Source organism: Sphingomonas abietis (genome assembly GCF_027625475.1).
Taxonomy (GTDB): Bacteria; Pseudomonadota; Alphaproteobacteria; order Sphingomonadales; family Sphingomonadaceae; genus Solisphingomonas; species Solisphingomonas abietis.
The window spans coordinates 3,667,188-3,688,434 of record NZ_CP115174.1; the positions used below are offsets into that span (position 1 = coordinate 3,667,188).

Consider the following 21,247-nt stretch of genomic DNA (forward strand, 5'->3'; position numbering starts at 1 on the left):
GGTGCGTGATGCGTATCGTTCCTGTTGCCCTTGCCGCCGCCGCCGTGCTTGCCGGTGGCGCGATCGCCGCCGCCCCGGCGTCTGCCCGCACGTTCGTGTCCGTCGGCATCGGCGGCCCGGCTTATTATGGCGGCTATTATCCGGGTTATGCGCCCGCCTATTATCCCGGCTATTATGCCCCGCCGGTCGTCTATGGCGGCTATTATGGCGGTGGCTGGGGTCGCCCTTATTATGGCGGCTGGCATCACGGCTATTATGGCCGCGGCTATGGCTGGCATGGCGGCTATCATGGTGGCTGGCACCACCGCTGATCGGCCAAAAGCCGTTCATGACGAGAAGAGCCGGGCAGCTATGCCCGGCTTTTTCTTTGTCCAGCACCATCTGGATTTCCGATTTATGAACGAAGACATCAGCATGGGTTCAGTCGGCAAAGACTAGACATGATTCGTCATGCAAAAGAAGGAGAGTTTTTCATGCGCACGGGTCTGATCATTTTCGCCGCGGCGGCCGCACTCGGCGCCGCCGCGATCGGCGCCGCACCGGCTTCGGCGCAATATTATCATGGCGGCGATCGCTATCATCATGGCGGCGGCTGGCACCATGACCGCTGGGATCACCACCGCGACTGGCGCCGCGACCATTGGCGCCACGACCGCGCCCGTGATTGGCATCATCGTCGGGATCATGGCTATCACGGCCGCGGCTACGACCGCTATTGAGGCCTTGCCGGGCCGAACCGGGGGTCGGGCGGAAACGCCCGGCCCTTTTTTGGTGCCCCGGGCCTAAACCGTCGCGAACAGCCTGGCCGGATCCTGGAAGGCCTTGAACTCCAGCGCGTTGCCGGACGGATCGCGGAAGAACATCGTCGCCTGTTCGCCCGGCTGCCCGACGAAGCGGATATGGGGAGCGATGCCGAACACCGTTCCGGCCGCCTCCAGCCGCGCCGCCAGCGCGTGCCATTCCTCCCAACCCAGCACCACGCCGAAATGCGGCACCGGCACGTCATGGCCATCGACCGGATTATGGCCCTCCTGCCGATCGGACAGATCGAGATGCGCCACGATCTGGTGGCCGTAGAGGTCGAAATCGATCCACGACTCGGCGCTCCGCCCCTCCGCGCAGCCAAGCGTGCCGCCATAGAAAGAGCGGGCGGCAGCGAGATCGTGGACGGGAAAGGCGAGATGGAAGGGGCGCAGACTCATAAGGTCAAGATTACGCTAACCGTCACGATCGCGGAAGAAGGCCGTAAGTTACGGATTCTCAACGATATACGAAAGTCGAAACGGAAATATTCACCATATCCGGCAAGGTCCGGGTAATCGAAACGGCGCATTTCTCAGCCTGTCGGCGACCATCGGGGGGAGTCGACCGGGGAATGTGTGACATGGCGAAGATCAACAAATGGGTCGCGGGCCTCGTGCTCGCGGCGACGGGGGCGGCGGTGCCCGCCCAGGCAGCACCGCATTGCTGGGCGCAGAAGGAAAGCACCGCGGCGCAGGTCCGCGACATGCAGACGATGCTGATGGTCGCGGCGTTGCGCTGCCGCGCCGCGCATATCGACATCTCGGCGGACTATGACGGCTTCGTGATCGCGCAGAAGGATGCGCTGGCGGCCGCCAATCTCGTCATCAAGCGGCATTTCGCCGACGAGGGCGGCAACCAGGCCGATTATGACCGCTTCGCCACCAGCCTGGCCAATAATTTCGGCGACGACGCCACCACCGAGCAGACCTGCGCCGAAGCGGCGGCACTGGCGCATGAAGGATCGGCCGCCGCGCCGGCCCAGCTGGAGCAGGTCGCCCTGGTCCGCGTGTTTCCTGCCGCCCTGCCCGGCGGCAGCTGCGACGCCCCGGCCACGCCGCTGACCCTGGCCGCCCTGGCACCGGCCAAGCCCGAGCCACTCGTCCAGCCGCTCGCCCAACCGCTGCCGCCGATCGTGGCGCTGGCCGCACCCCAGCAGACGGCGGCGGTGACGCTGCCCGCCGACGTGGTCGCGGCGCTGACCGTGCTGGCCCATTATCGCGCCTCCGATGCCGCACCGGCGGCGGTCGCGACCCAGACCGCGGCGCTGGCCAGCGCGCGCTGATCCTGCCGCCCGGCCGGTCGCGGACATGACAGCTCCGTGACCGGCTGGCCTTCCGGCGTCTGACGCGCTAGCGGGCGGGCATGGCACCGTTTGCAATCGCGCTCCTGCTCGGCATCCTCTCCGCCTTCGGCTTCGCGCCGTTCGGATTATGGCCGCTGACGCTCCTCGGTTTCGGCGTGCTCTATCTGCCACTGGCGCGGGCGCAGACGCGCTGGCAGGCGGCGCTGATCGGCGGCTGTTTCGGCCTCGGCCAGTTCGTGCTGGGGCTCGACTGGATCGCCAAGGCCTTCACCTATCAGGCCAATATGCCGGCCTGGCTCGGCTGGGTCGCGGTGGTGCTGCTGTCGGTCTACCTCGCCGTCTATCCGGCGCTGGCGGCGCTGGCGGCATGGTGGGGCACGCGGCGCATCGGCGGTGGCGGCGCGACCATGGCGCTGCTGTTCGGCGCGAGCTGGGCGGTCTGCGAATGGCTGCGCGGCACGATGTTCACGGGGTTTCCGTGGAATCCGGTCGCGGTCACGATGATCGATCTGCCCCTCGGCGGCGCCGCGCGCTTCGTCGGCACCTATGCCCTGTCCGGGCTGGTGGTGACGTCGGCGGGTTTCATCCTGATCCTCGCCACCCGCCCCAAGGAAGCGCTGACCCGCCGCACGATCGCCGCGCAGGAGAATATCCCGGCGGTGATCGGCATCGCCCTGCTGGTCGGCGTCTATCTGGTGCCGGCGCTGCTCCAGCGTTTCTCCCCGCCCGCGCGGCCGCCGATGCCGAAGGGGCCGGTGGTCCACATCGTCCAGCCGGATATCGGCCAGGGCGAGCGCTGGTCGCCGCAGCTCGCCGCGCAGCATCTCGCCACCGAGCAGGCGCTGTCCGGCTCCCCCGACGACAAGCCGCGCCTGATCCTCTGGCCCGAATCCGGGATCGAGGCCAATGTGCTGGAAGACCCCGTCGCCCGCCAGCAGGTCGCCGCGATGCTCGGCCCCAAGGACGTCCTGCTCGGCGGCGGCGAATCGCCGATCCGCGACAAGAAGGGCGACGAGGTCGAGGCCGGCAATTCGATCTTCGCGATCGGCTATGGAGGCCAGTTGATCGCCCGCTACGACAAGGCGCATCTGGTGCCATGGGGCGAATATCTGCCGATGCGCCCGCTGATGAGCGCGATCGGCCTCTCCCGTCTGGTGCCCGGCGCGATCGATTTCCGCCCCGGCCCCGGCCCCGCCACGGTCGATGTGCCGGGCTTCGGCCGGGTCGGGATGCAGCTGTGCTACGAGATGGTCTTCTCCGGCCATGTCGTCAACGAGGCCTATCGGCCGGACTTCATCTTCAACCCGTCCAACGACGCCTGGTTCGGCCGCTCCGGCCCGCCGCAGCACCTCGCCCAGGCCCGGCTGCGCGCGATCGAGGAGGGCCTGCCGATCGCCCGTGCGACCCCCAACGGCATCTCCGCGCTGATCGATGCGGACGGCCGCATCCTCCATTCGATCGGTGCCAACCAGAGCGGCATGATCGAACTGCCGCTGCCCGCCGCCCGCGCGCCGACATTGTTCTCCCACCTCGGCAACATGGCGGTTTTGCTGATAGCCCTTCTTCTGGGTGGGCTGGCATTTGCCGCTAGGCGATATAAGGAAAGCTTTATATAAAGCTTTCCGCATTTCCCTTCTTCTGCCCCAAAGGATCATCCGAGCCGATGCGCAGCGATTATCTCTTCACGTCCGAGTCCGTCTCCGAAGGCCATCCCGACAAGGTTGCCGACCAGATCTCCGATGCGGTCGTTGATCTGTTTCTTTCCAAGGATCCGGAGGCGCGAGTCGCCTGCGAGACGATGACCACCACCAACAAGGTGGTGCTGGCCGGCGAGATCCGCTGCAAGGGCGTGTTCGAGAACGGCCATTGGGCCGAAGGCGCGCTCGAGGAGATCGAGGCCGCGGCCCGCGCCACCGTCAAGCGGATCGGCTATGAGCAGTCCGGCTTCCACTGGCAGACCTTCGAGTTCGAGAACAACCTCCACGCCCAGTCCGCGCACATCGCGCAGGGCGTCGACGAGAGCGGCAACAAGGACGAAGGCGCCGGCGATCAGGGCATCATGTTCGGTTACGCGACCGACGAGACGCCCGACTACATGCCGGCCACCCTCTATTATTCGCACCGCATCCTGGAAAAGATGGCGGAGGATCGCCACGCCAAGGCGGTGTCGTTCCTCGAGCCCGACGCCAAGAGCCAGGTGACGCTGCAATATGAAGGCGGCGTGCCGGTGCGCGCCACCGCGCTGGTCGTCTCGACCCAGCACGCGCCCGGCTATTTCTACGACGGCAACGAAGGCTCGCCCGAGCTCTACAAGGAGCTGCGCGATTACGTCGTCGGCGTGATGACCGACGTGCTGCCGGATGGCTTCATCACCGGCGAGACCAAGATCTACGTCAACCCGACCGGCCGCTTCGAGATCGGCGGGCCGGACGGCGACGCCGGCCTCACCGGCCGCAAGATCATCGTCGACACCTATGGTGGGGCCAGCCCGCATGGCGGCGGTGCGTTCAGCGGCAAGGATCCGACCAAGGTGGACCGTTCGGCCGCCTATATCGCGCGCTACCTCGCCAAGAATGTGGTCGCGGCCGGGCTCGCCAAGCGCTGCACGATCCAGCTGTCCTACGCGATCGGCATCGCCGAGCCGCTGTCCATCTATGTCGACACCCATGGCACCGGCACGGTGGACGAGGCCAAAATCGAGGCGCTGCTGCCCCAGCTGGTGCGCCTGACGCCCAAGGGCATCCGCACCCATCTCGGCCTCAACAAGCCGATCTATCAGGCATCGGCCGCCTATGGCCATTTCGGCCGCAAGGCCGATGGCGATTTCTTCAGCTGGGAAAAGACCGATCTGGTCGATCAGTTGAAGGCCGCGCTCTGATCTAATCCGTTTCGGGCCGGACCAGCGGTTGGTCCGGCCCGAAACATTCTTCGATGAACTTGATCGCGGTTAGCGACCGGATTTCGGTTCGGCGCTAGACGAGGGCTGTCGTCTCCGGGGGGAGCGACCAAAGCCGGCCGTCGATGGGATGCTCCATCCACGCGTCCGGCGATGGAGCCCGCTGATGCATTATCGCCTCTACGCCCTGAACCCGAACAGCGGGAAGATCATGCAGGGCTCCGATCTCGCCGCCGAAAGCGACGCCGATGCGATCGCCGCGGGGCACAGCGCCCACCCATCGAGCCCGTTCGAGATCTGGTGCCGGCAACGCTGCGTCTTCACCAGCATGAACCGTGCGGGTTCCGCCAAGGGCTGAGTCGCCCGGCACCCTGTCCCAGCCGATAACGTCGCCCTGCCCATGGCCGCCCTTGCCCATGGTGGACAGGCGAAGCCGAAGGATCGGTCGCGCGTGCCGGGTGCTGGCGGTGCTACCGCCCGCCCCGCCCGCCGCGAAGCCGGCGAACGGGGACAGGCGCGCGGCGGTCGCGCTCAATGCACGAAGCGGGCGACCACATCCTTGTAGCTGCGGCTAACCTTCACCTGGGCGCCGCTTTCCAGCACCAGGAAGCATTCGCCGTTGGTGTGCGGCTTCACCTGCCGGACCAGATCGAGATTGACGATGGTCGAGCGGTGGACGCGCTGGAAGCGGCGCGGATCGAGGCGCTTCTCCAGGAACTTCATCGTCTCGCGCAGGATCAGCGTGTTGTCGCCGGTGTAGATGCACATGTAATCGCCGGCGGCATCGATGCGCTCGATCGAGTCGACGTCGACGCGGAAGATCTGGCCGCGATCCTTGATGTTGATCAGCTTCTCGTAACGATTGGAGGCAGGCCCATCGGCGGCGCCGACTTCGCCGATCGCCTCGGCGGCTTCCGGGGCGTGTTCGACCAGCGCCTCCTTCAACCGCTCATTCTCCTCCACGCTCTTGCGCTCGGACAGGCGCAGGCGGACGCGATCGAGCGTATCGGCGAGGCGATCCTCCTCCACCGGCTTCATCAGATAATCCATCGCCTGCGCCTCGAAGGCGCGGATGGCGTGATCCTGATAGGCGGTGACGAACACGAACAGCGGCGGTTCGACCTCCATCAGCCCCTGGATCACCGAGAAGCCATCGAAGCCGGGCATCTGGATATCGAGAAAGACGAGGTCGGGCTTGTGCGTCTTGATGGCGCGGATCGCTTCCCGGCCATTCAGGCAGGTGTCGATGATCTCGACATCCTCATGGCGCTGCAATCGCAGTTGCAGGCCCTGGATCGCCAGCGGCTCGTCGTCCACCAGGATCGTGCGTATCGTCATGCCAACTCCTTGGGCTCCGTGTCGTATGGAACCTCTATCGTCACCGCAAAGCCACCAGCCGTACCCGGCTGAGCCTCGAAGCGCTGGCGCGGGCCATAAGCCTGCACCAGACGATCGCGAATGTTCGCGAGGCCCACACCCGTGGAAAAGGTGGTCCTAGGCTGCACCTCGTTCAACCCCGGCCCGGTATCGGTCACGCTGATCTGCACGCGATCCCCGACCAGACGAGCGGAAACGGCGATATCCGCGCCTTGTTCCTGGGGCGTAACGGCATATTTGATCGCATTCTCGACCAAGGGCTGCAGCAGCAGCGACGGAATCCGCGTGCCCGCGGCCGCCGGCTCGATGTCGAAATGGGGCCTCAGCCGCTCCTCGAATCGCATCTTCTCGATCTCGAGATAGAGTTTCAGCGTCTCCACCTCCTGTGCCAGCGTCACCTGCGCCGTCGGTTCGTTGACCAGCGTATAGCGCAGAAAGCCCGACAGGCGCGAGAGCATGAAATTGGCCCGCTCGGTCTGCTTGAGCAGCACCAGGGTCGAGATCGAGTTCAGCGTGTTGAACAGGAAATGCGGATTGAGCTGATAGCGCAGCATCGCCAACTGGGCGGCCGAGGCCTGCCCCTCCAGCCTTTGCAGCTGGTCATTCTGCTGTTCCAGCTTGAGATAGAAGTTGATCGCGTAATAGAGCGCGCTCCACGCCCCCAGCACCGCGAAATCGAGCAGGATCGCGCCCAGGAACTGCGCGCCCTCGGGCCGCGTGCCGGGGTGGTAGAAGGTGGCGTTGGACCAGACCTCGATCGTCGAGAAGGCGGCCGAGGCGAACAGCAGCAGCATGATCGAGATCGACCATGTCCAGAAGGGTTTGACGGTCATCAGCTTGCGGAACATCGCGCCCATCAGCAGGGTCAGCGAATAGCCCGTCGCCGTCGCCAGCGCGCTCGGCACGATGAACAGCAGGCCCATATTGTTGGCCACGCCGCCCAGCGAGCGCAGCAGGAAATAGCCCAGCCACCCCGCCGACTGCAGCAGCCAGAAAGCACGATTCTTGTCGTCGAAGAAGGGCCGCGGCGGGCGGGTCGGTCTCGCCATGCGGGCAGTCCTAGCCGGAATGGCGGCAAGAATGAAGCCGCCACAACGACACTTTGACCGAGACATGTCCGCATCAGGGGGGTGTTCGCTTCACCGGCGCGATCCGCTCCGCTCGCCGCACGCCGATGGTGTCACATCGCAAGCGGATACTGGTGCGATACATGCTTAACCGTTTATTTACCTACTAAAGTCTCAACCTTTTCATTCCGCTTCGCTATTCGCGGGCGGTGGTGAGAGGCTCCGATGTCACAGGTGACCCATGATCTCGTGACATTTACAGCGCTTCCGTTCGCCATCGCGGCAACGGGGATCCTGGCGGCCGCGGCGATCCTCATCCTCATCTTCAACAGCAGGATCCTGGCCGGGCTGAAGCGCGACGCCCGCCAGGTGCTGTCCGGCCTGTCCGACGGCATCGTGATCCTCTCCGAAAAGCCGGATCGGGCCTATTGCAACCCTGCCGCGGCGGCGATGCTCGGCCTGTCGCCGGACCCCGACCTGCCGATCGGCTATCATCGCATCCTCGGATCGCGGCTGCTCCGCGACGTCTGCGCCGGGGCGACGGCGGCGCGGCGCGGGGAAATCCTGCCGCCGATCGAGCTGGTCGACGCGTCCGGCCGCTTCCGGTCGTGGCGCCAGTCGCTAATTCATGCCCATGTCGCCGGCACCGCCGTGGTCGGCGTCGTCCTGCAGGACCGTACCGAGGTCCACACCCTCTCTCACCTGCTCGAGGAGAGCCGACGGCGCGATCCGCTGACCGGCCTGGCCACGCCCGAACTGCTGCACGATCGCACCGGGCAGGCGCTGGAGACGGCGGCGCGCACGATGATGGCGGTGGCGATGATCGTCATCGAGGTCGACCAGTTCGAGAAGATCTTCGAGGAGCGCGGCTGGGCGGCGGCCTCGGAACTGCTGATCGAGGCGGCGATGCACGTCTCGGCCTCAGTTCGCGCGATGGACCTGATCGCCCGCGTCGGCCAGAGCCGCTTCGCCGTGGTGGTGACATTGGGCGACTCGGCCAGCCTGCCCGGCGCGGCGGAGCGGTTCCTGAACGCCATGCGCTTCGCCTTCCAGAGTGCCGCGGCAGCCCCCATGGCGATCACCGGCTCGGTCGGCCTGGCCCGCGCGGGCCTGGACGGCTCGACCTCGCTCCGCCTGCTCGAACGCGCCGGCCAGGCCTGTTCGCGCGCACGCTCCGAGGGGGGCGATCGCTGCCGCTTCTACGATCCGCAATCCGATCTCGACACCACGCCGTCCGATCAGGGCCTGATCGCCGAAATTCGCGGCGGCCTCGAACAGGGGCGCTTCGTGATGCGCTACCAGCCGATCGTGACGCTGCGCACCCGCCAGATCGTCGGCTTCGAGGCGCTGATGCGCTGGAACCACCCGCTGCGCGGCGAGCTTTCGCCCCATGAATTCATTCCGACCGCCGAGAAATCGGGCCTCATCCATGCGCTCGGCGATTTCGCGCTGATCCAGTCCTGCCTCGATGCCGCGACCTGGTCGCCGACGATGCAGGTGTCGGTCAACATGTCGGTGGTCGAACTGCTCGAAAGCGACGCCCCGCGCCGGATCATGGCCGCCCTCGCCGGCGCCGAGCTCGCCCCCCATCGCGTCCGCATCGAGATCACCGAGACGGCGCGGATCCCGGATCTCGGCCGGCTGCGCACCGCGATCGACGAGATCCGCACGCTCGGCGTCACCGTCGCGCTCGACGATTTCGGCACCGGCCATTCCAGCCTCACCCATCTCCAGTCGCTGTCGTTCGACTGCCTGAAGATCGATCACCGTTTCGTGCAGGATCTCGCCACGCCCCGCACCGCCTCGATGATCGCCATGCTGGTCAGCTATGCGCGCCAGATCGGCGTCATGGTGGTGGCGGAAGGGGTCGAGACCGAGGCCCAGGCCACCCAACTCGCCGCCATGGGCTGCACCCACGCCCAGGGCTGGCTGTTCGGCCACCCGATGCTCGCCGAAGACCTGCCGGGGCGCGAAGCCGTCAAGGGCTGACCGGCTCGGCGGCACGCCCCGGAGCGTCGGCCGATCCCCCTCTTCCCGCATGAACCCGCGAACGCGGCCGAGGGAACTTGGCCGCGTTTTTTTGCGTGCCGGCGCGAAATTCCACCAAAGTCTTAGTCGATATCCTGCCGGCGCGATAACCTTCTTAGCGCCCGAAGCCCCTCATCCGGGGCCGATCATCGCCTCGCCGATGCCCGAAACGGGCCGCCGGCCGGCATCGGAAAAAGCCGGAAATTCATCACCATATCATTGATATAGAATGACAATTTCCCCGCTCAACATCCATTGCCGCGACGACGGTTGCCACCCGTGGGGAAGGATAACGGCAGCTTCGGCAAAAGCTTTAGGGCCGAATCGCCATGTTAACCATCAAATAACCAAATCCATTTAGGCCTGAGGGGGATCGGGTTACTCGATCGCTGAAGATCGGTACTGGAGACAACCAATGACGGTGATCAATTCCAACTCGGCCGCGTTACGCGCCCAGAACGGCACGCGACTAGCCAACCAGCAATTGCAGACGGCAATGGCGCGCCTGTCCTCGGGCAACCGCATCAACTCCGCGTCGGACGACGCGGCCGGCCTCGCCATCTCGAATTCGATGACGTCGCAGATCAACGGCATGAGCCAGGCGATCAGCAACGCCAATGACGGCGTGTCGATGGCGCAGACCGCCGACGGCTCGCTCGACGAAGTCACCAACATGCTCCAGCGCATCCGCGAGCTGGCGGTGCAGTCCGCTTCGGGCACCTATTCCGATGACGACCGCACCAACATGCAGGCGGAGGTGGGGCTGCTCACCCAGCAGATCACCAGCACGCTGACCAACAGCGATTTCAACGGCGTGAAGATGTTCGACGGATCGGCCGGCGGCGGCACCGGCATCGTCTCGATCCAGGTCGGCGCCAATGCCGGCGATACCATCGACATGGATTTCGGCGCGATCGCCGACACCACCTCGGCCACGTCGGTCGGCACCGTGACGGACGCCAACGCCGCGATGACCACGGTCGATGCCCAGCTCAAGATCGTCAACACCGCGCGCGCCAAGCTCGGTGCCGCCGAGAGCCGCATGAACTCGGTGGTCAACAGCCTGACCGACAATGTCACCAACCTCACCGATGCCCGTTCGCGCATCGCCGACACGGACTTCTCGTCCGAGACGACCAATCTCGCCAAGGCCCAGATCCTGTCGCAGGCCGCGACCGCGATGCTGGCCCAGGCCAACCAGACGCCACAGGGCGTCATGAAGCTGCTGCAGGGCTAAACACCATCGGTGTGATGCCAGTACCGATCGGCTGACACGGTCCCTCCAGGCCGTGTCGGCCACTTCAGCGTTTGCGGCGCCCGTCGCCCAGGCCGGTACACGATCCTTTCTTCCCCCCCGATCCGGCTGCCCAGCGCCCTCGCCATGCCCCGCGCACCGGCGACGAGAAATGCCCGGCAGGCCGCACCGCCGGCCAAGGCGCCGAAATCAGCGCGCGCAGCCCCGAAGCGGGCTTACAGCAGCGCCAGCGTCATGCTCCCCGCGACCAGCGCCAGCACCACCGCGAGCACCGCGACGCCGACCGCGCGCATCACCGCCGCGCGCTCGGCCGCCAAGGCGAGCCAGGCATCGCGTTCGGACGGCGGCCCGCTCATCGCCGGACCACCATGATCCCGATATCGGTCCATGCCTTCATCGGCTTGCACGCGACATAAGGCGGACGCACGCCACTCACGGCGTCGAAGGCGATGCAATAGCGCCCCGTCGGCTCGTCATAGCGGATCACCGCGCCAGCGGTCCGGTCGATCCGCTGGGGTTCGGCGGCGGCCGCCGCGCTGCTCACCGCCGCGATCGACAGCGCGGCGCATAAAAAAGTGGTCGTAAGCATGACTTCCTCTCTCCGGGCGACGGCGACATGGGCCGCGGTCCCCGTGAGTGCATTAGTCATGCCATACAGCCGCCGCCCTGCAATATCAGGATGATGCCCGCCTCATTGTCGTTTCCGGCGCGAAAGGATTGCCAATCCTTGGTCTGTCGCGCCGAAGCTCGGCCCGCACATCGCCGGCGGAACATTCTTCTGCCAGCACCATCTTCTGCCGGCACCATGTCCAGGCTCGTCAGCGCGCACCAGGGCAGCCTGTCGCCGCGCGCCGATGCCGGCTTGACAGCTTTCCCCACCCGAACGATTGGTAGCGCTATCAAATAACAGAGGTGAGGCATGTCGGAAAATTCGTTCTCGGTGGCGGAAGCGCTGCCTGCCGATTGGCGTGAAGGTCTGTGGCTCGGCCGCATCGATCTGGGCGACGGCCCCCTCCCCCTTCTCGTCGCCGGCGGCATCGCGCACGACATGAGCCGCGTCGCCCCGACCGTCTCCGATCTGGTCGCCGCCCGCGCCTTCGATCCCGCCGCCGGCCGGCCGATCGGCGCTCTCGACACGCTCGGCCTGAGCGCGACCGGCACGCCGCGCCTGCTCAGCCCGGTCGATCTGCAATGCGTCAAGGCCGCCGGCGTCACCTTCGCCGTCTCGGCGCTGGAGCGGGTGATCGAGGAGCGCGCGCGCGGCGATTCCACCGCCGCCGCCGCCGTGCGCGGCCGGCTGGAGGAGCGCATCGGCGGATCGATCCGCGGCCTCAAGCCCGGCTCGCCCGAAGCCGACGCGCTCAAGGCGACGCTGATCGAGGAGGGCATGTGGTCCCAATATCTCGAGGTCGCGATCGGCCCGGATGCAGAGATCTTCACCAAGTCCCCGGTGCTCTCCACCGTCGGCTGGGGCGCCGAGATCGGCATCCGTTCGGATTCGACCTGGAACAACCCCGAGCCGGAGATCGTGCTGCTCGCCGGTGCCGACGGCCAGGCGGTCGGCGCGACGCTCGGCAACGACGTCAACCTGCGCGATTTCGAGGGGCGCTCGGCGCTGCTGCTGAGCAAGGCCAAGGACAATAACGCCTCCTGCGCGATCGGCCCGCTGGTGCGGCTGTTCGATGCCGGCTTCACGATGGACGATGTCCGCGCCGCCACCGTCGACCTGCATATTGCCGGCGAGGACGGCTATGTGCTGACCGGCGCCAGCTCGATGGACCAGATCAGCCGCGATCCCGAGGATCTGCTCGCCCAGGCGCTGAGCGAGCATCATTATCCCGATGGCTATACCCTGTTCCTCGGCACCCTGTTCGCGCCGATCCAGGATCGCGACGAACCGGGCCGCGGCTTCACCCACAAGATCGGCGACGTGGTGACGATCTCGTCGGCCCGCCTCGGCCGCCTCGTCAATCGCGTCACCACGTCCAAGGCGGCCCCGCCCTGGCAGCTCGGCATTTCCGGGCTGATGCGCAACCTCGCCGCGCGCGGCCTGATCGGAGTCAATTAAGGTGGTCCAGCCTCTCGTCAGCGGCGATCGCGCCGCCATCTATCCGAGCCTCTCCGGCAAGCGCGTCCTCATCACCGGTGGCGGATCGGGCATCGGCGCCGGGCTGGTCGAGGCGTTCGTGGCGCAGGGCGCCCGCGTCGCCTTCGTCGACATCGCCGAGGCGCCGTCGCGGGCGCTGGTGGAGCGTCTGTCCGGCGCCCGGCACGCGCCGCTGTTCCGGCTGTGCGATCTCACCGACCTCGCCGCCCTGAAAGACGCCATCGCCGGCTTCGAGGCCGAGCTCGGCGGCATCGACATCCTCGTCAACAACGCCGCCAACGACGACCGCCACACCGTCGCCGAGGTAACCCCGGAATATTGGGACAACCGCATCGCGGTGAACCTGCGCCATCTGTTCTTCGCGGCGCAGGCAGTGGTGCCGTCGATGCAACGCGCGGGCGGCGGCGCGATCATCAACTTCGGATCGATCAGCTGGCATCTCGCGCTGCCCGATATCGTGCTCTATCAGACCTCCAAGGCCGGCATCGAGGGCATGACGCGCGCGCTTGCCCGCGATCTCGGCATCCACGACATCCGGGTCAACACGATCATTCCCGGCGGCATCAAGACGCCGCGCCAGGAAGAATTGTGGCATGATCCGAAGGAAGAGGCCCGCATCCTCGAGAATCAATGCCTCAAGCAGCGCGTGCTGCCCGCCGACGTCGCCGCGATGACCCTGTTCCTCGCCTCCGACGATGCCCGGCTCTGCACCGGCCACGATTATTTCGTGGACGCCGGCTGGCGCTGACCGCCGCCATCACCCGTCGTCAGCATATCCACGCCCCCGGATGATCCGATCCGGGGACGGCTGGCGTCAGGCAGCGGCGAACCGCCACGCGATGCGGTGCCGATAGACCTCGCCCGGATCGAGCCGCACGGACGGGAAGTCGGGCCGGTTCGGGCTGTCGGGAAAGGGCTGCGGCTCCAGACACAGCCCGTCCGACTGGCGATAGGCGCGGCCGCCCTTGCCGATCGCCGTGCCGCGCAGATGGTTGCCGGTGTAGAATTGCAGGCCCGGCGCATCGGTGAACAGATCGAGCGTGCGGCCGCTGCCCGGATGGTGCAGCGTCGCGGCATGGCGCGGTGCCGCCATGGCGGTATCGCCATCGCGCAGCACGAAATTATGATCATAGCCGAGCGCGAACGCCAGTTGCGGCTCGTCGCGCGCATCCCGGATGCGGCGGCCGACTTCGGCCGGCGTGCGGAAATCGAACGGACTGCCCGCCACCGGGCGCCGCTCGCCGGTCGGGATCGAGCCCTCGTCGGTCGGCAGATAGGCGTCCGCCGCGATCGTCAGGACATGGCCGAGCGCATTCTCCGCCCCGCCCGCCCCGGCGAGGTTGAAATAGGCATGGTTGGTGATGCCCACCACCGTCGGCCGATCGGTCGTCGCGCTATAGGTGATCGCGAGTTGCCCCGGTGACAGCATATAGAGCACCTCGATCTGCAGCGCGCCGGGATAGCCCTGATCGCCATCCGGGCTGTCCAGCACCATCCGGCACCATGCCGTGTCACCGCCGCCGCTGCCGGCAATCCGCCAAGACTTGCGGTGAAAGCCATCGGCTCCGCCATGAAGATGGTGCGCGCCATCATTGGTCGCCAGCACGTAGTCTCGTTCATCGAGCGTAAATCGCCCCGACGCGATACGATTGGCGTAACGACCTATGGTCGAGCCGAAATAATGCGGGTCGCTTTCGTAAATGCGGCCATCGTCAAAGCCCAGGACGACGTCGTCAATCCGCCCGTCGCGATCGGGAATTTCCAACGCCTGCAAGCTGGCGCCCATGGTCAGGATCCGGGCTCTCGTGCCCGCCATGTCGGCAAGTTCCACGGCCTCGATAGTACCACCATCGGAGCGCTCGCCGAAATATAGAATGTCCGCGGAAAAATGCGGGTCCGGTTGATTGGTTACGTTATCATTCATAACTCGGGCATGTCATTTTGAACGGTGACGGGCAAGTGCCCCAACCTCTCGCAAACGAGAACCTCCAGCATCTTATTGCAAGCCGTTCGCGCTCGATTATCTGGACGAAAATATAGCATTTGGTAATATTTCCGCATATTTCAGGAATCATGACTTGATTCGATCAACAAAATGCGTAGAGACCCCCGCGTTGACGGCGTAGCGCACGAAACGCCGCTGAAAAACCTACCAAAGGAGGACCGCTCCGTGTCCGAAGAACTGAACAACGAAATCCTGAGCCTCACCGCAGACATCGTGGCGGCCCATGTCGCCAACAATCGCGTCGCGACCACGGAGGTTTCCGATCTCATCGCTCAGGTTCATGCGGCACTGACCGGCCTTACCGAACCGAAGAAGGTGGAAGAGCCCGAATTGCAGCCGGCAGTTCCGGTGCGCTCCTCTATCAAGCATGATTACATCGTCTGCCTCGAAGACGGTAAGAAGCTGAAGATGCTGAAGCGCTATCTGCGCACCAACTACGACATGACGCCGGACGAATATCGCACCAAGTGGAAGCTGCCGCGCGATTACCCGATGGTCGCGCCGGCCTATGCCGAGCAGCGTCGCGGCCTGGCCCAGCAGATCGGCCTCGGCCGCAAGAAGACCGAGCCCGGCGCCGCATCGGCCGCCTCCAAAAAGGCCGCGATCACCGACGCCCCGGCGAAGGTGCCGGCCAAGCGCGGACGCAAGCCCAAGGCTGCGGTGCCCGTCGAGGCATGATAAAGCCCCGGTCATGATGATCGGGGACTCGAAGAAGAAGGCCGCCGAGGCTGCCATTGCCGAAGTGACCGACGACATGCTCGTCGGCCTCGGCACCGGCAGCACGGCGGCCTTCGCCATTGCCGGCCTGGGCCGGCGCATCCGCGAGGAGGGGCTGCGGATCACCGCCGCCGGCACCTCGCTCGCCACCGAAGCCGCCGCCCGCGCCGCCGGCATTCCCGTCCTCGCCTTCGACGATCTGGCCGCCGTCGATCTGTGCATCGATGGCGCCGACGAGATCGATCCGGCGTTCCGCGCGATCAAGGGCGGCGGCGGGGCGATGCTGCGCGAGAAGATCGTGGCCAGCGCCGCCCGCCGGATGATCTGCATCGTCGATGCCTCCAAGCAGGTGCCGCAACTGATCCGCCCGCTGCCGATCGAGGTGCTGCCCTTCGCCCACGCCTTCGTCGCCCGCGAGATCCGCGCGCTCGGCGGCGAGCCCGTCGCCCGCCCGACACTGAGCGATCAGCATAACCTGCTGATCGATTGCGATTTCGGGCCGATCGGCGATCCGCAGGCGCTTGCCCGCATACTCGACATGATCCCCGGCCTGCTCGGCCACGGGCTTTTCCTCAGCGAGATCGACACCATCTATGTCGGCGACGAGGCGGGAGTCGAACGCCATGAACGGTGACAATAAACCGTAACGGCTACGGAACCTGTCCTTGCGCCGAACCGTTCCTCGCGGCAGAGCGCACCCATATTTACGAACCTCCGGGGACTCGATTCCATGAGCGATACCGATACCGCAACCCACCCTTCCAAAAACGTGGTGGAGGACGGTTCCATCGATCGTCTCGCCATCGATACCATCCGCACCCTCTCGATGGACGCCGTCCAGAAGGCCAATAGCGGCCATCCCGGCACCGCGATGTCGCTGGCGCCGATCGCCGAGACGCTGTGGACCCAGTTCCTGCGCTACGACCCCAAGAAGCCATTGTGGCCCAACCGCGATCGCTTCATCCTGTCGTGCGGCCACGCGTCGATGCTGCTCTACTCGCTGCTCCATCTCTCGGGCACGATCGAGGTCGACGAGCATGGCCAGCCGACCGGCAAGCCCGCGGTCGGGCTGGACGACATCAAGCAGTTCCGCCAGTCCGGCAGCAAGACGCCGGGCCACCCGGAATATCGCGACACCACCGGCGTCGAGACGACGACCGGCCCGCTCGGCGCCGGCTGCGGCAATTCGGTCGGCTTCGCGATCGCCGAGCGCTGGCTCGCCGCCCACTTCAACAAGCCCGGCTTCGACATCTTCGACCACGACACCTATGTCTTCTCGTCCGATGGCGACATGATGGAGGGCGTGGCGTCCGAGGCGGCGTCGATCGCGGGCCACCTCAAGCTCAGCAACCTCTGCTGGGTCTATGACTCGAACGACATCACCATCGAGGGCGACACCAATCTCGCCTTCGACGAGAATGTGATCGAGCGCTTCAAGGCCTATGGCTGGAACACCATCCTGATCGAGGATGCCGAGGACACCGCCGCCTTCGCGCAGGCGATCGAGACCTTCAAGGCGACCACCGACAAGCCGACCTTCATCGAGGTCCGCTCGATCATCGGCATCGGCTTCCCGACCCGCGCCGGCACCCACAAGGCGCATAGCGACGCCCCCGGCGAGGACGAAATTCGCGGCGCCAAGAAGAGCTATGGCTGGCCCGAGGACGAACAGTTCCTCGTCCCCGAAAAGGCCAAGGCCCATTTCGAGCAGGCGATCGGCCGCAACACCGCGACCCGCGAAGCCTGGGAGAAGTTGGTCGGCGACTATCGCGACCAGTATCCCGATCTCGGCAAGGAACTCGATCTGATGCTCGCGGGCACGCTGCCCGAGGGCTGGGACGCCGCGCTCCCGCATTTCGAGCCCGACGCCAAGGGCATGGCCAGCCGCGAAGCGGGCGGCAAGGTGCTCAATGCGATCGCGCCCGCCATTCCCTGGCTGGTCGGCGGCGCCGCCGATCTCGCGCCTTCGACCAAGACCGACATCAAGGATGGCGGTTCGTTCGAGGCGGGCAGCTATGGCGGCCGCAACCTCCATTTCGGCATCCGCGAGCATGGCATGGGCGCCGCCGCCAACGGCATGGCGCTGAGCTATCTGCGCTCCTACACCGGCACCTTCTTCGTGTTCTCGGACTATATGCGCCCGACGCTGCGGCTCGCGGCGATCATGCAGGTGCCGACGATCTTCGTGTTCACGCATGATTCGATCGGCGTCGGCGAGGATGGCCCGACCCACCAGCCAATCGAGCAGCTCGCCTCGCTGCGCGCCGTCCCCGGCCTCGACACGATCCGCCCGGGCGACGCCAATGAGACCGCTTATGCCTGGAAGGCCGCGCTCGACAGCCAGAAGACGCCCAGCGTGCTGGTCTTCTCGCGCCAGCCGATGCCGACGCTCGACCGCACCAAGTACAATTCGGCCGAGGGGCTGCTCAAGGGCGGCTATGTCGTGACCAAGGACGAGGGCACGCCCGATATCATCCTGATCGCCACCGGCACCGAGCTCGGCCTCGCCGTCGCCGCCGCCGAGAAGCTCGCCGAGGGCGGCACCAAGGCGCGCGTCGTCTCGCTGCCGAGCTTCCACCGCTTTGAGGTGCAGGACCAGGCCTATAAGGACAGCGTGCTGCCCCCGTCTGTCACCGCGCGCGTCGCGATTGAGCAGGGCAGCGAGTTCGGCTGGGATCGCTATGTCGGCTTCGCCGGCAAGACGGTCACCATGTCGACCTTCGGCGCCTCCGCCCCGATCGAGAAGCTCCAGGCCAAGTTCGGCTTTACTCTCGATAACGTCGTCAAGGTCGCCCGCGAGGTGATGGGGAAGTAATTCCCACGTCTGACTTTATGCCCGACCATCGCGATGCCGTCCGCACCAATGAAAGTGGATTCATGACCAGTCGTTTGAAAACTCTTGGCGAGGCCGGACAGGCCGTCTGGCTCGATTTCGTCGATCGCAAGTTCATGGATGCGGGCGGCCTCAAGAAGCTGGTCGAGGAGGATGGCCTGACCGGCGTCACCTCCAACCCCTCGATCTTCGAGAAGGCGATCGGCCATTCGGACGCCTATGACGATCAGCTCCAGGCCGATCTCGCGGCCGCCGACACCACGGTCGAGAGCGCCTACGAAGCGCTGGCGATCAAGGACATCGAGGATGCCTGCGATACGCTGCGTCCGGTCTATGACCGGCTCGACGCCAAGGACGGCTATGTCTCGATCGAGGTCTCGCCCTATCTGGCGATGGACACCGCGCCCACGATCGCGGCGGCCAAGCGGTTGTGGGCGACGGTCGACCGCCCGAACCTGATGGTCAAGATCCCCGGCACCGATCCGGGCGTCCCCGCCATTGAGGAGGCGTTGACCGCCGGCATCAACATCAACGTCACTTTGCTGTTCTCGATCGACGCCTACAAGAAGGTGCTCGAGGCCTATATCGCGGCACTCGAAGCGCGTGTCGCCAAGGGTGAGCCGATCGACCGGATCGCCTCGGTCGCGAGCTTCTTCGTCAGCCGCATCGACGGCGTGATCGACAAGAAGATCGACGCGCTCGGCACCGATGAGGCCAAGGCGGTGCGCGGCAAGGTCGCGATCGCCAACGCCAAGCTGGCCTATCAGCATTATCTGGAGGTTTCGGCCTCGGCCCGCTGGCAGGCGCTGGCCGAGAAGGGCGCGCAGCCTCAGCGGCTGCTGTGGGCCTCCACCGGCACCAAGGACAAGGCCTATTCGGACGTCCTCTATGTCGAGACGCTGATCGGCCGCGACACCGTCAACACCATGCCGCCGGCGACGATGGATGCGTTCCGCGACCATGGCGAGACCAGCAACAGCCTGGTCTCCGACATCGACGACGCCGAGAAGGTGATGAACGAAGCCGAGCGGCTCGGCCTCGATCTCGCCGGCGTCACCGCGCAGCTGGTGGTCGACGGGGTGAAGTCCTTCGCCGATGCCGCCGACTCGCTCTACGGCGCGGTCGCCGACAAGCGCATCAAGTTCCTCGGCGACAAGATCGACGGCTTCAGCGCCGATCTGCCCGCCGATCTGGACGCCGCCGTGAAGGACGCCATCGAGAAGGCGCGCAAGGATGGCTGGTCGCGCAAGCTCTGGGCCGGCGACGCCTCGATGTGGACCGGCGGCGACGAGGGCAAGTGGCTCGGCTGGCTGGCCGCCGCGCGCGGCGAGCAGGTCGATTTCGACGCGCTGGCCGCGCTCGGCCAGGAAGCCCGGAAATATAAGGACGTCGTGCTGCTCGGCATGGGCGGCTCCAGCCTCGGGCCGGAGGTGATCGGCCTGATCCTGGGTTCGGCCTCGGGTTCGCCGAAGCTGCACGCGCTCGACAGCACCGATCCGGGCCAGGTCGCCACCGTCGCCGATGCGATCGATCCGGCCAACACCCTGTTCATCGTCTCGTCCAAATCGGGGTCGACGATGGAGCCCGAACTGCTCCGCGCCTATTTCTTCGCGCGCTGCGCGCAGGCGGTGGGCGAAGGCCAGGCGGGCAGCCGCTTCGTCGCGGTCACCGATCCCGGCTCCAAGCTGGAGGCGGCCGCCAAGCAGGATGGCTTCGCGCACATCTTCTACGGCGATAAGACGATCGGCGGGCGCTATTCGGTGCTCTCGGTGTTCGGCATGGTGCCCGCCGCCGCGATCGGGATCGACGTCGCCGGTTTCTTCGAGACCGTGAAGACGATGGCCCATTCAGTCGGCCCCGATGCGCCACCCGCCTCCAACCCCGGCTTCCAGCTCGGCGCGATCATGGGTGCGGCGGCGGTGGCAGGCCGCGACAAGCTGACTTTGGTCCCCTCGCCCACCCTCAAGCCGTTCGGTTCGTGGCTGGAGCAGCTGCTCGCGGAGAGCACCGGCAAGCAGGGCAAGGGCATCGTCCCGGTCGATCTCGAGCCGCTCGGCGATCCGGCCGACTATGGCAATGATCGCGTGTTCGTGCATCTCCACCTCGAAGGCGACGAGATGTCGGCGGACCACGCCAAGCTCGATGCGCTCAAGGCGGTCGGCCAGCCGATCGTGACGATCACGCTCGCCGACAAGGCCGATATCGGCCAGGAGTTCGTCCGCTGGGAGATCGCCACCGCGGTTGCCGGCGCGGTGATCGGCATCGATCCGTTCGACCAGCCCGACGTCGAGGATGCCAAGATCCAGACCCGCCAGCTGATCGAGGCCTATGAGCAGTCCGGCCATCTCGATCCCGAGACGGCGTTCTTCGAGGATGGCGATTTCGCCTTCTTCGCGCCCAAGCCGGTCGCGGGCGGCGATGCCGTCGCCATCCTGAAGGCCCATTTCGCTACCGCCAAGCCGGGCGATTATGCCGGTTTCCTCGCCTATATCGAACGCGAGGAAAAGCATGAGGCGCTGATCGAGCAGATCCGCGTCGACGTCCGCGACGCCCACAAGATCGCGACAGTCGCCGGCTTCGGCCCGCGCTTCCTGCACTCCACCGGGCAGGCCTATAAGGGTGGCCCCAAGGACGGCATCTTCCTGGAGATCACCCGCGAGCCGGCACAGGATATCGCCATCCCCGGCAATCGCGCCTCGTTCGGCACGGTGCAGCTGGCGCAGGCGCGCGGCGATCTCGATGTCCTCGCCTCGCGTGGGCAGCGGGTGCTGCGGGTGCATCTGAAAGATGAAAAATCCGGGCTCCAAGCGCTGGCCAGCGCGTTGAAGGTTGCAACTCAAGACTAATCTGGAGCA

General features: G+C 66.0%; 21 protein-coding genes. 15 read left to right on the forward strand and 6 right to left on the reverse strand.

From position 1 onward, the window contains the following. The first annotated feature begins 8 nt into the window (after positions 1 to 8). The 3 genes from PBT88_RS17175 to PBT88_RS17185 are packed head-to-tail and all read left to right on the forward strand — an operon-like array spanning position 9 to position 719. Complete coding sequence (locus PBT88_RS17175; RefSeq protein WP_270076525.1) at positions 9 to 311, forward strand: hypothetical protein; 303 nt, start codon at positions 9 to 11, stop codon at positions 309 to 311. After that, positions 289 to 438 carry a hypothetical protein gene (locus PBT88_RS17180; protein WP_270076526.1) on the forward strand — a complete coding sequence of 50 codons (150 nt, stop codon included), beginning with the start codon at positions 289 to 291 and terminating at the stop codon, positions 436 to 438. The genes PBT88_RS17175 and PBT88_RS17180 overlap by 23 nt, the downstream gene beginning before the upstream one ends. A 35-nt stretch (positions 439 to 473) precedes the next feature. Then, the gene (locus tag PBT88_RS17185) at positions 474 to 719 is read left to right on the forward strand and encodes a hypothetical protein (RefSeq protein ID WP_270076527.1); all 246 of its coding nucleotides are present in this window, start codon (positions 474 to 476) and stop codon (positions 717 to 719) included. 63 nt (positions 720 to 782) lie between these two features. Here the strand turns inward: PBT88_RS17185 and PBT88_RS17190 are convergent, their stop codons facing one another. Further along, complete coding sequence (locus PBT88_RS17190; RefSeq protein WP_270076528.1) at positions 783 to 1,202, reverse strand: VOC family protein; 420 nt, start codon at positions 1,200 to 1,202, stop codon at positions 783 to 785. Between the two features lie 182 nt (positions 1,203 to 1,384). Between PBT88_RS17190 and PBT88_RS17195 the strand changes: the two genes are divergently transcribed. The 4 genes from PBT88_RS17195 (at position 1,385) to PBT88_RS17210 (ending at position 5,361) form a co-directional block, all read left to right on the forward strand. After that, positions 1,385 to 2,086 (forward strand): hypothetical protein, encoded by a 702-nt coding sequence (locus tag PBT88_RS17195; RefSeq protein WP_270076529.1) that lies wholly within the window; start codon positions 1,385 to 1,387, stop codon positions 2,084 to 2,086. An 80-nt stretch (positions 2,087 to 2,166) separates the two neighbouring features. Next, positions 2,167 to 3,723 carry an apolipoprotein N-acyltransferase gene (gene lnt, locus PBT88_RS17200; protein ID WP_270076530.1) on the forward strand — a complete coding sequence of 519 codons (1,557 nt, stop codon included), beginning with the start codon at positions 2,167 to 2,169 and terminating at the stop codon, positions 3,721 to 3,723. 47 nt (positions 3,724 to 3,770) lie between these two features. Next, a complete protein-coding gene (gene metK / locus PBT88_RS17205; RefSeq protein ID WP_270076531.1) occupies positions 3,771 to 4,985 on the forward strand; it encodes a methionine adenosyltransferase in 1,215 nt (404 codons plus the stop codon). Positions 4,986 to 5,169: 184 nt separating this feature from the next. Continuing rightward, on the forward strand, positions 5,170 to 5,361 hold the full coding sequence (locus PBT88_RS17210; RefSeq protein WP_270076532.1) for a hypothetical protein: 192 nt from the start codon (positions 5,170 to 5,172) through the stop codon (positions 5,359 to 5,361). A gap of 173 nt (positions 5,362 to 5,534) precedes the next feature. On the opposite strand, the gene PBT88_RS17215 is transcribed toward PBT88_RS17210, so the two are convergent. Together PBT88_RS17215 and PBT88_RS17220 are read right to left on the reverse strand one after the other, a co-directional pair. Then, positions 5,535 to 6,341 (reverse strand): LytR/AlgR family response regulator transcription factor, encoded by an 807-nt coding sequence (locus tag PBT88_RS17215; RefSeq protein ID WP_270076533.1) that lies wholly within the window; start codon positions 6,339 to 6,341, stop codon positions 5,535 to 5,537. After that, entirely contained in the window at positions 6,338 to 7,429 is a 1,092-nt protein-coding gene (locus tag PBT88_RS17220) for a sensor histidine kinase (RefSeq protein WP_270076534.1), read from the reverse strand. Before PBT88_RS17220 ends, PBT88_RS17215 begins: the two co-directional genes overlap by 4 nt. Before the next feature lie 252 nt (positions 7,430 to 7,681). Here PBT88_RS17220 and PBT88_RS17225 point away from each other — a divergent pair, with 252 nt between their 5' ends. Both PBT88_RS17225 and PBT88_RS17230 read left to right on the forward strand, forming a co-directional pair. After that, positions 7,682 to 9,436, forward strand: a complete 1,755-nt coding sequence (locus PBT88_RS17225) for a putative bifunctional diguanylate cyclase/phosphodiesterase (RefSeq protein ID WP_270076535.1) — start codon at positions 7,682 to 7,684, stop codon at positions 9,434 to 9,436. Positions 9,437 to 9,890: 454 nt separating this feature from the next. After that, positions 9,891 to 10,712 (forward strand): flagellin N-terminal helical domain-containing protein, encoded by an 822-nt coding sequence (locus PBT88_RS17230; protein ID WP_270076536.1) that lies wholly within the window; start codon positions 9,891 to 9,893, stop codon positions 10,710 to 10,712. Positions 10,713 to 10,945: 233 nt separating this feature from the next. Here the strand turns inward: PBT88_RS17230 and PBT88_RS17235 are convergent, their stop codons facing one another. Together PBT88_RS17235 and PBT88_RS17240 are read right to left on the reverse strand one after the other, a co-directional pair. Further along, the gene (locus PBT88_RS17235; protein WP_270076537.1) at positions 10,946 to 11,086 is read right to left on the reverse strand and encodes a hypothetical protein; all 141 of its coding nucleotides are present in this window, start codon (positions 11,084 to 11,086) and stop codon (positions 10,946 to 10,948) included. Beyond that, positions 11,083 to 11,319 carry a hypothetical protein gene (locus PBT88_RS17240; RefSeq protein WP_270076538.1) on the reverse strand — a complete coding sequence of 79 codons (237 nt, stop codon included), beginning with the start codon at positions 11,317 to 11,319 and terminating at the stop codon, positions 11,083 to 11,085. Before PBT88_RS17240 ends, PBT88_RS17235 begins: the two co-directional genes overlap by 4 nt. Before the next feature lie 330 nt (positions 11,320 to 11,649). Here PBT88_RS17240 and PBT88_RS17245 point away from each other — a divergent pair, with 330 nt between their 5' ends. Together PBT88_RS17245 and PBT88_RS17250 are read left to right on the forward strand one after the other, a co-directional pair. Further along, entirely contained in the window at positions 11,650 to 12,798 is a 1,149-nt protein-coding gene (locus PBT88_RS17245) for a fumarylacetoacetate hydrolase family protein (RefSeq protein ID WP_270076539.1), read from the forward strand. Position 12,799: 1 nt separating this feature from the next. Then, positions 12,800 to 13,585 (forward strand): SDR family NAD(P)-dependent oxidoreductase, encoded by a 786-nt coding sequence (locus PBT88_RS17250; RefSeq protein WP_270076540.1) that lies wholly within the window; start codon positions 12,800 to 12,802, stop codon positions 13,583 to 13,585. A gap of 66 nt (positions 13,586 to 13,651) precedes the next feature. Here PBT88_RS17250 and PBT88_RS17255 read toward each other — a convergent pair whose 3' ends face one another. Beyond that, positions 13,652 to 14,761 (reverse strand): aldose epimerase family protein, encoded by a 1,110-nt coding sequence (locus PBT88_RS17255; RefSeq protein WP_270076541.1) that lies wholly within the window; start codon positions 14,759 to 14,761, stop codon positions 13,652 to 13,654. Between the two features lie 246 nt (positions 14,762 to 15,007). Here PBT88_RS17255 and PBT88_RS17260 point away from each other — a divergent pair, with 246 nt between their 5' ends. The 4 genes from PBT88_RS17260 to PBT88_RS17275 all read left to right on the forward strand — a co-directional run bounded on the left by PBT88_RS17260 (position 15,008) and on the right by PBT88_RS17275 (position 21,238). Further along, the gene (locus PBT88_RS17260) at positions 15,008 to 15,520 is read left to right on the forward strand and encodes a MucR family transcriptional regulator (protein ID WP_270079301.1); all 513 of its coding nucleotides are present in this window, start codon (positions 15,008 to 15,010) and stop codon (positions 15,518 to 15,520) included. 13 nt (positions 15,521 to 15,533) lie between these two features. Further along, positions 15,534 to 16,193 carry a ribose-5-phosphate isomerase RpiA gene (gene rpiA, locus PBT88_RS17265; protein WP_270076542.1) on the forward strand — a complete coding sequence of 220 codons (660 nt, stop codon included), beginning with the start codon at positions 15,534 to 15,536 and terminating at the stop codon, positions 16,191 to 16,193. 96 nt (positions 16,194 to 16,289) lie between these two features. Next, a complete protein-coding gene (tkt, locus tag PBT88_RS17270; RefSeq protein WP_270076543.1) occupies positions 16,290 to 18,374 on the forward strand; it encodes a transketolase in 2,085 nt (694 codons plus the stop codon). Positions 18,375 to 18,436: 62 nt separating this feature from the next. After that, on the forward strand, positions 18,437 to 21,238 hold the full coding sequence (locus PBT88_RS17275; protein WP_270076544.1) for a bifunctional transaldolase/phosoglucose isomerase: 2,802 nt from the start codon (positions 18,437 to 18,439) through the stop codon (positions 21,236 to 21,238). Positions 21,239 to 21,247 lie beyond the last annotated feature (9 nt).

Bases quoted from the DNA above. Each gene is read 5' to 3' on its own strand.
- tkt (WP_270076543.1), top strand. From the start codon at position 16,290: ATGAGCGATACCGATACCGCAACCCACCCTTCCAAAAACGTGGTGGAG.
- PBT88_RS17185 (WP_270076527.1), top strand. From the start codon at position 474: ATGCGCACGGGTCTGATCATTTTCGCCGCGGCGGCCGCACTCGGCGCC.
- PBT88_RS17195 (WP_270076529.1), top strand. From the start codon at position 1,385: ATGGCGAAGATCAACAAATGGGTCGCGGGCCTCGTGCTCGCGGCGACG.
- PBT88_RS17220 (WP_270076534.1), bottom strand. From the start codon at position 7,429: ATGGCGAGACCGACCCGCCCGCCGCGGCCCTTCTTCGACGACAAGAAT.
- lnt (WP_270076530.1), top strand. From the start codon at position 2,167: ATGGCACCGTTTGCAATCGCGCTCCTGCTCGGCATCCTCTCCGCCTTC.
- PBT88_RS17210 (WP_270076532.1), top strand. From the start codon at position 5,170: ATGCATTATCGCCTCTACGCCCTGAACCCGAACAGCGGGAAGATCATG.
- PBT88_RS17180 (WP_270076526.1), top strand. From the start codon at position 289: ATGGTGGCTGGCACCACCGCTGATCGGCCAAAAGCCGTTCATGACGAG.
- metK (WP_270076531.1), top strand. From the start codon at position 3,771: ATGCGCAGCGATTATCTCTTCACGTCCGAGTCCGTCTCCGAAGGCCAT.
- PBT88_RS17240 (WP_270076538.1), bottom strand. From the start codon at position 11,319: ATGCTTACGACCACTTTTTTATGCGCCGCGCTGTCGATCGCGGCGGTG.
- PBT88_RS17175 (WP_270076525.1), top strand. From the start codon at position 9: ATGCGTATCGTTCCTGTTGCCCTTGCCGCCGCCGCCGTGCTTGCCGGT.
- PBT88_RS17215 (WP_270076533.1), bottom strand. From the start codon at position 6,341: ATGACGATACGCACGATCCTGGTGGACGACGAGCCGCTGGCGATCCAG.
- rpiA (WP_270076542.1), top strand. From the start codon at position 15,534: ATGATGATCGGGGACTCGAAGAAGAAGGCCGCCGAGGCTGCCATTGCC.
- PBT88_RS17235 (WP_270076537.1), bottom strand. From the start codon at position 11,086: ATGAGCGGGCCGCCGTCCGAACGCGATGCCTGGCTCGCCTTGGCGGCC.
- PBT88_RS17190 (WP_270076528.1), bottom strand. From the start codon at position 1,202: ATGAGTCTGCGCCCCTTCCATCTCGCCTTTCCCGTCCACGATCTCGCT.
- PBT88_RS17230 (WP_270076536.1), top strand. From the start codon at position 9,891: ATGACGGTGATCAATTCCAACTCGGCCGCGTTACGCGCCCAGAACGGC.
- PBT88_RS17255 (WP_270076541.1), bottom strand. From the start codon at position 14,761: ATGAATGATAACGTAACCAATCAACCGGACCCGCATTTTTCCGCGGAC.
- PBT88_RS17275 (WP_270076544.1), top strand. From the start codon at position 18,437: ATGACCAGTCGTTTGAAAACTCTTGGCGAGGCCGGACAGGCCGTCTGG.
- PBT88_RS17245 (WP_270076539.1), top strand. From the start codon at position 11,650: ATGTCGGAAAATTCGTTCTCGGTGGCGGAAGCGCTGCCTGCCGATTGG.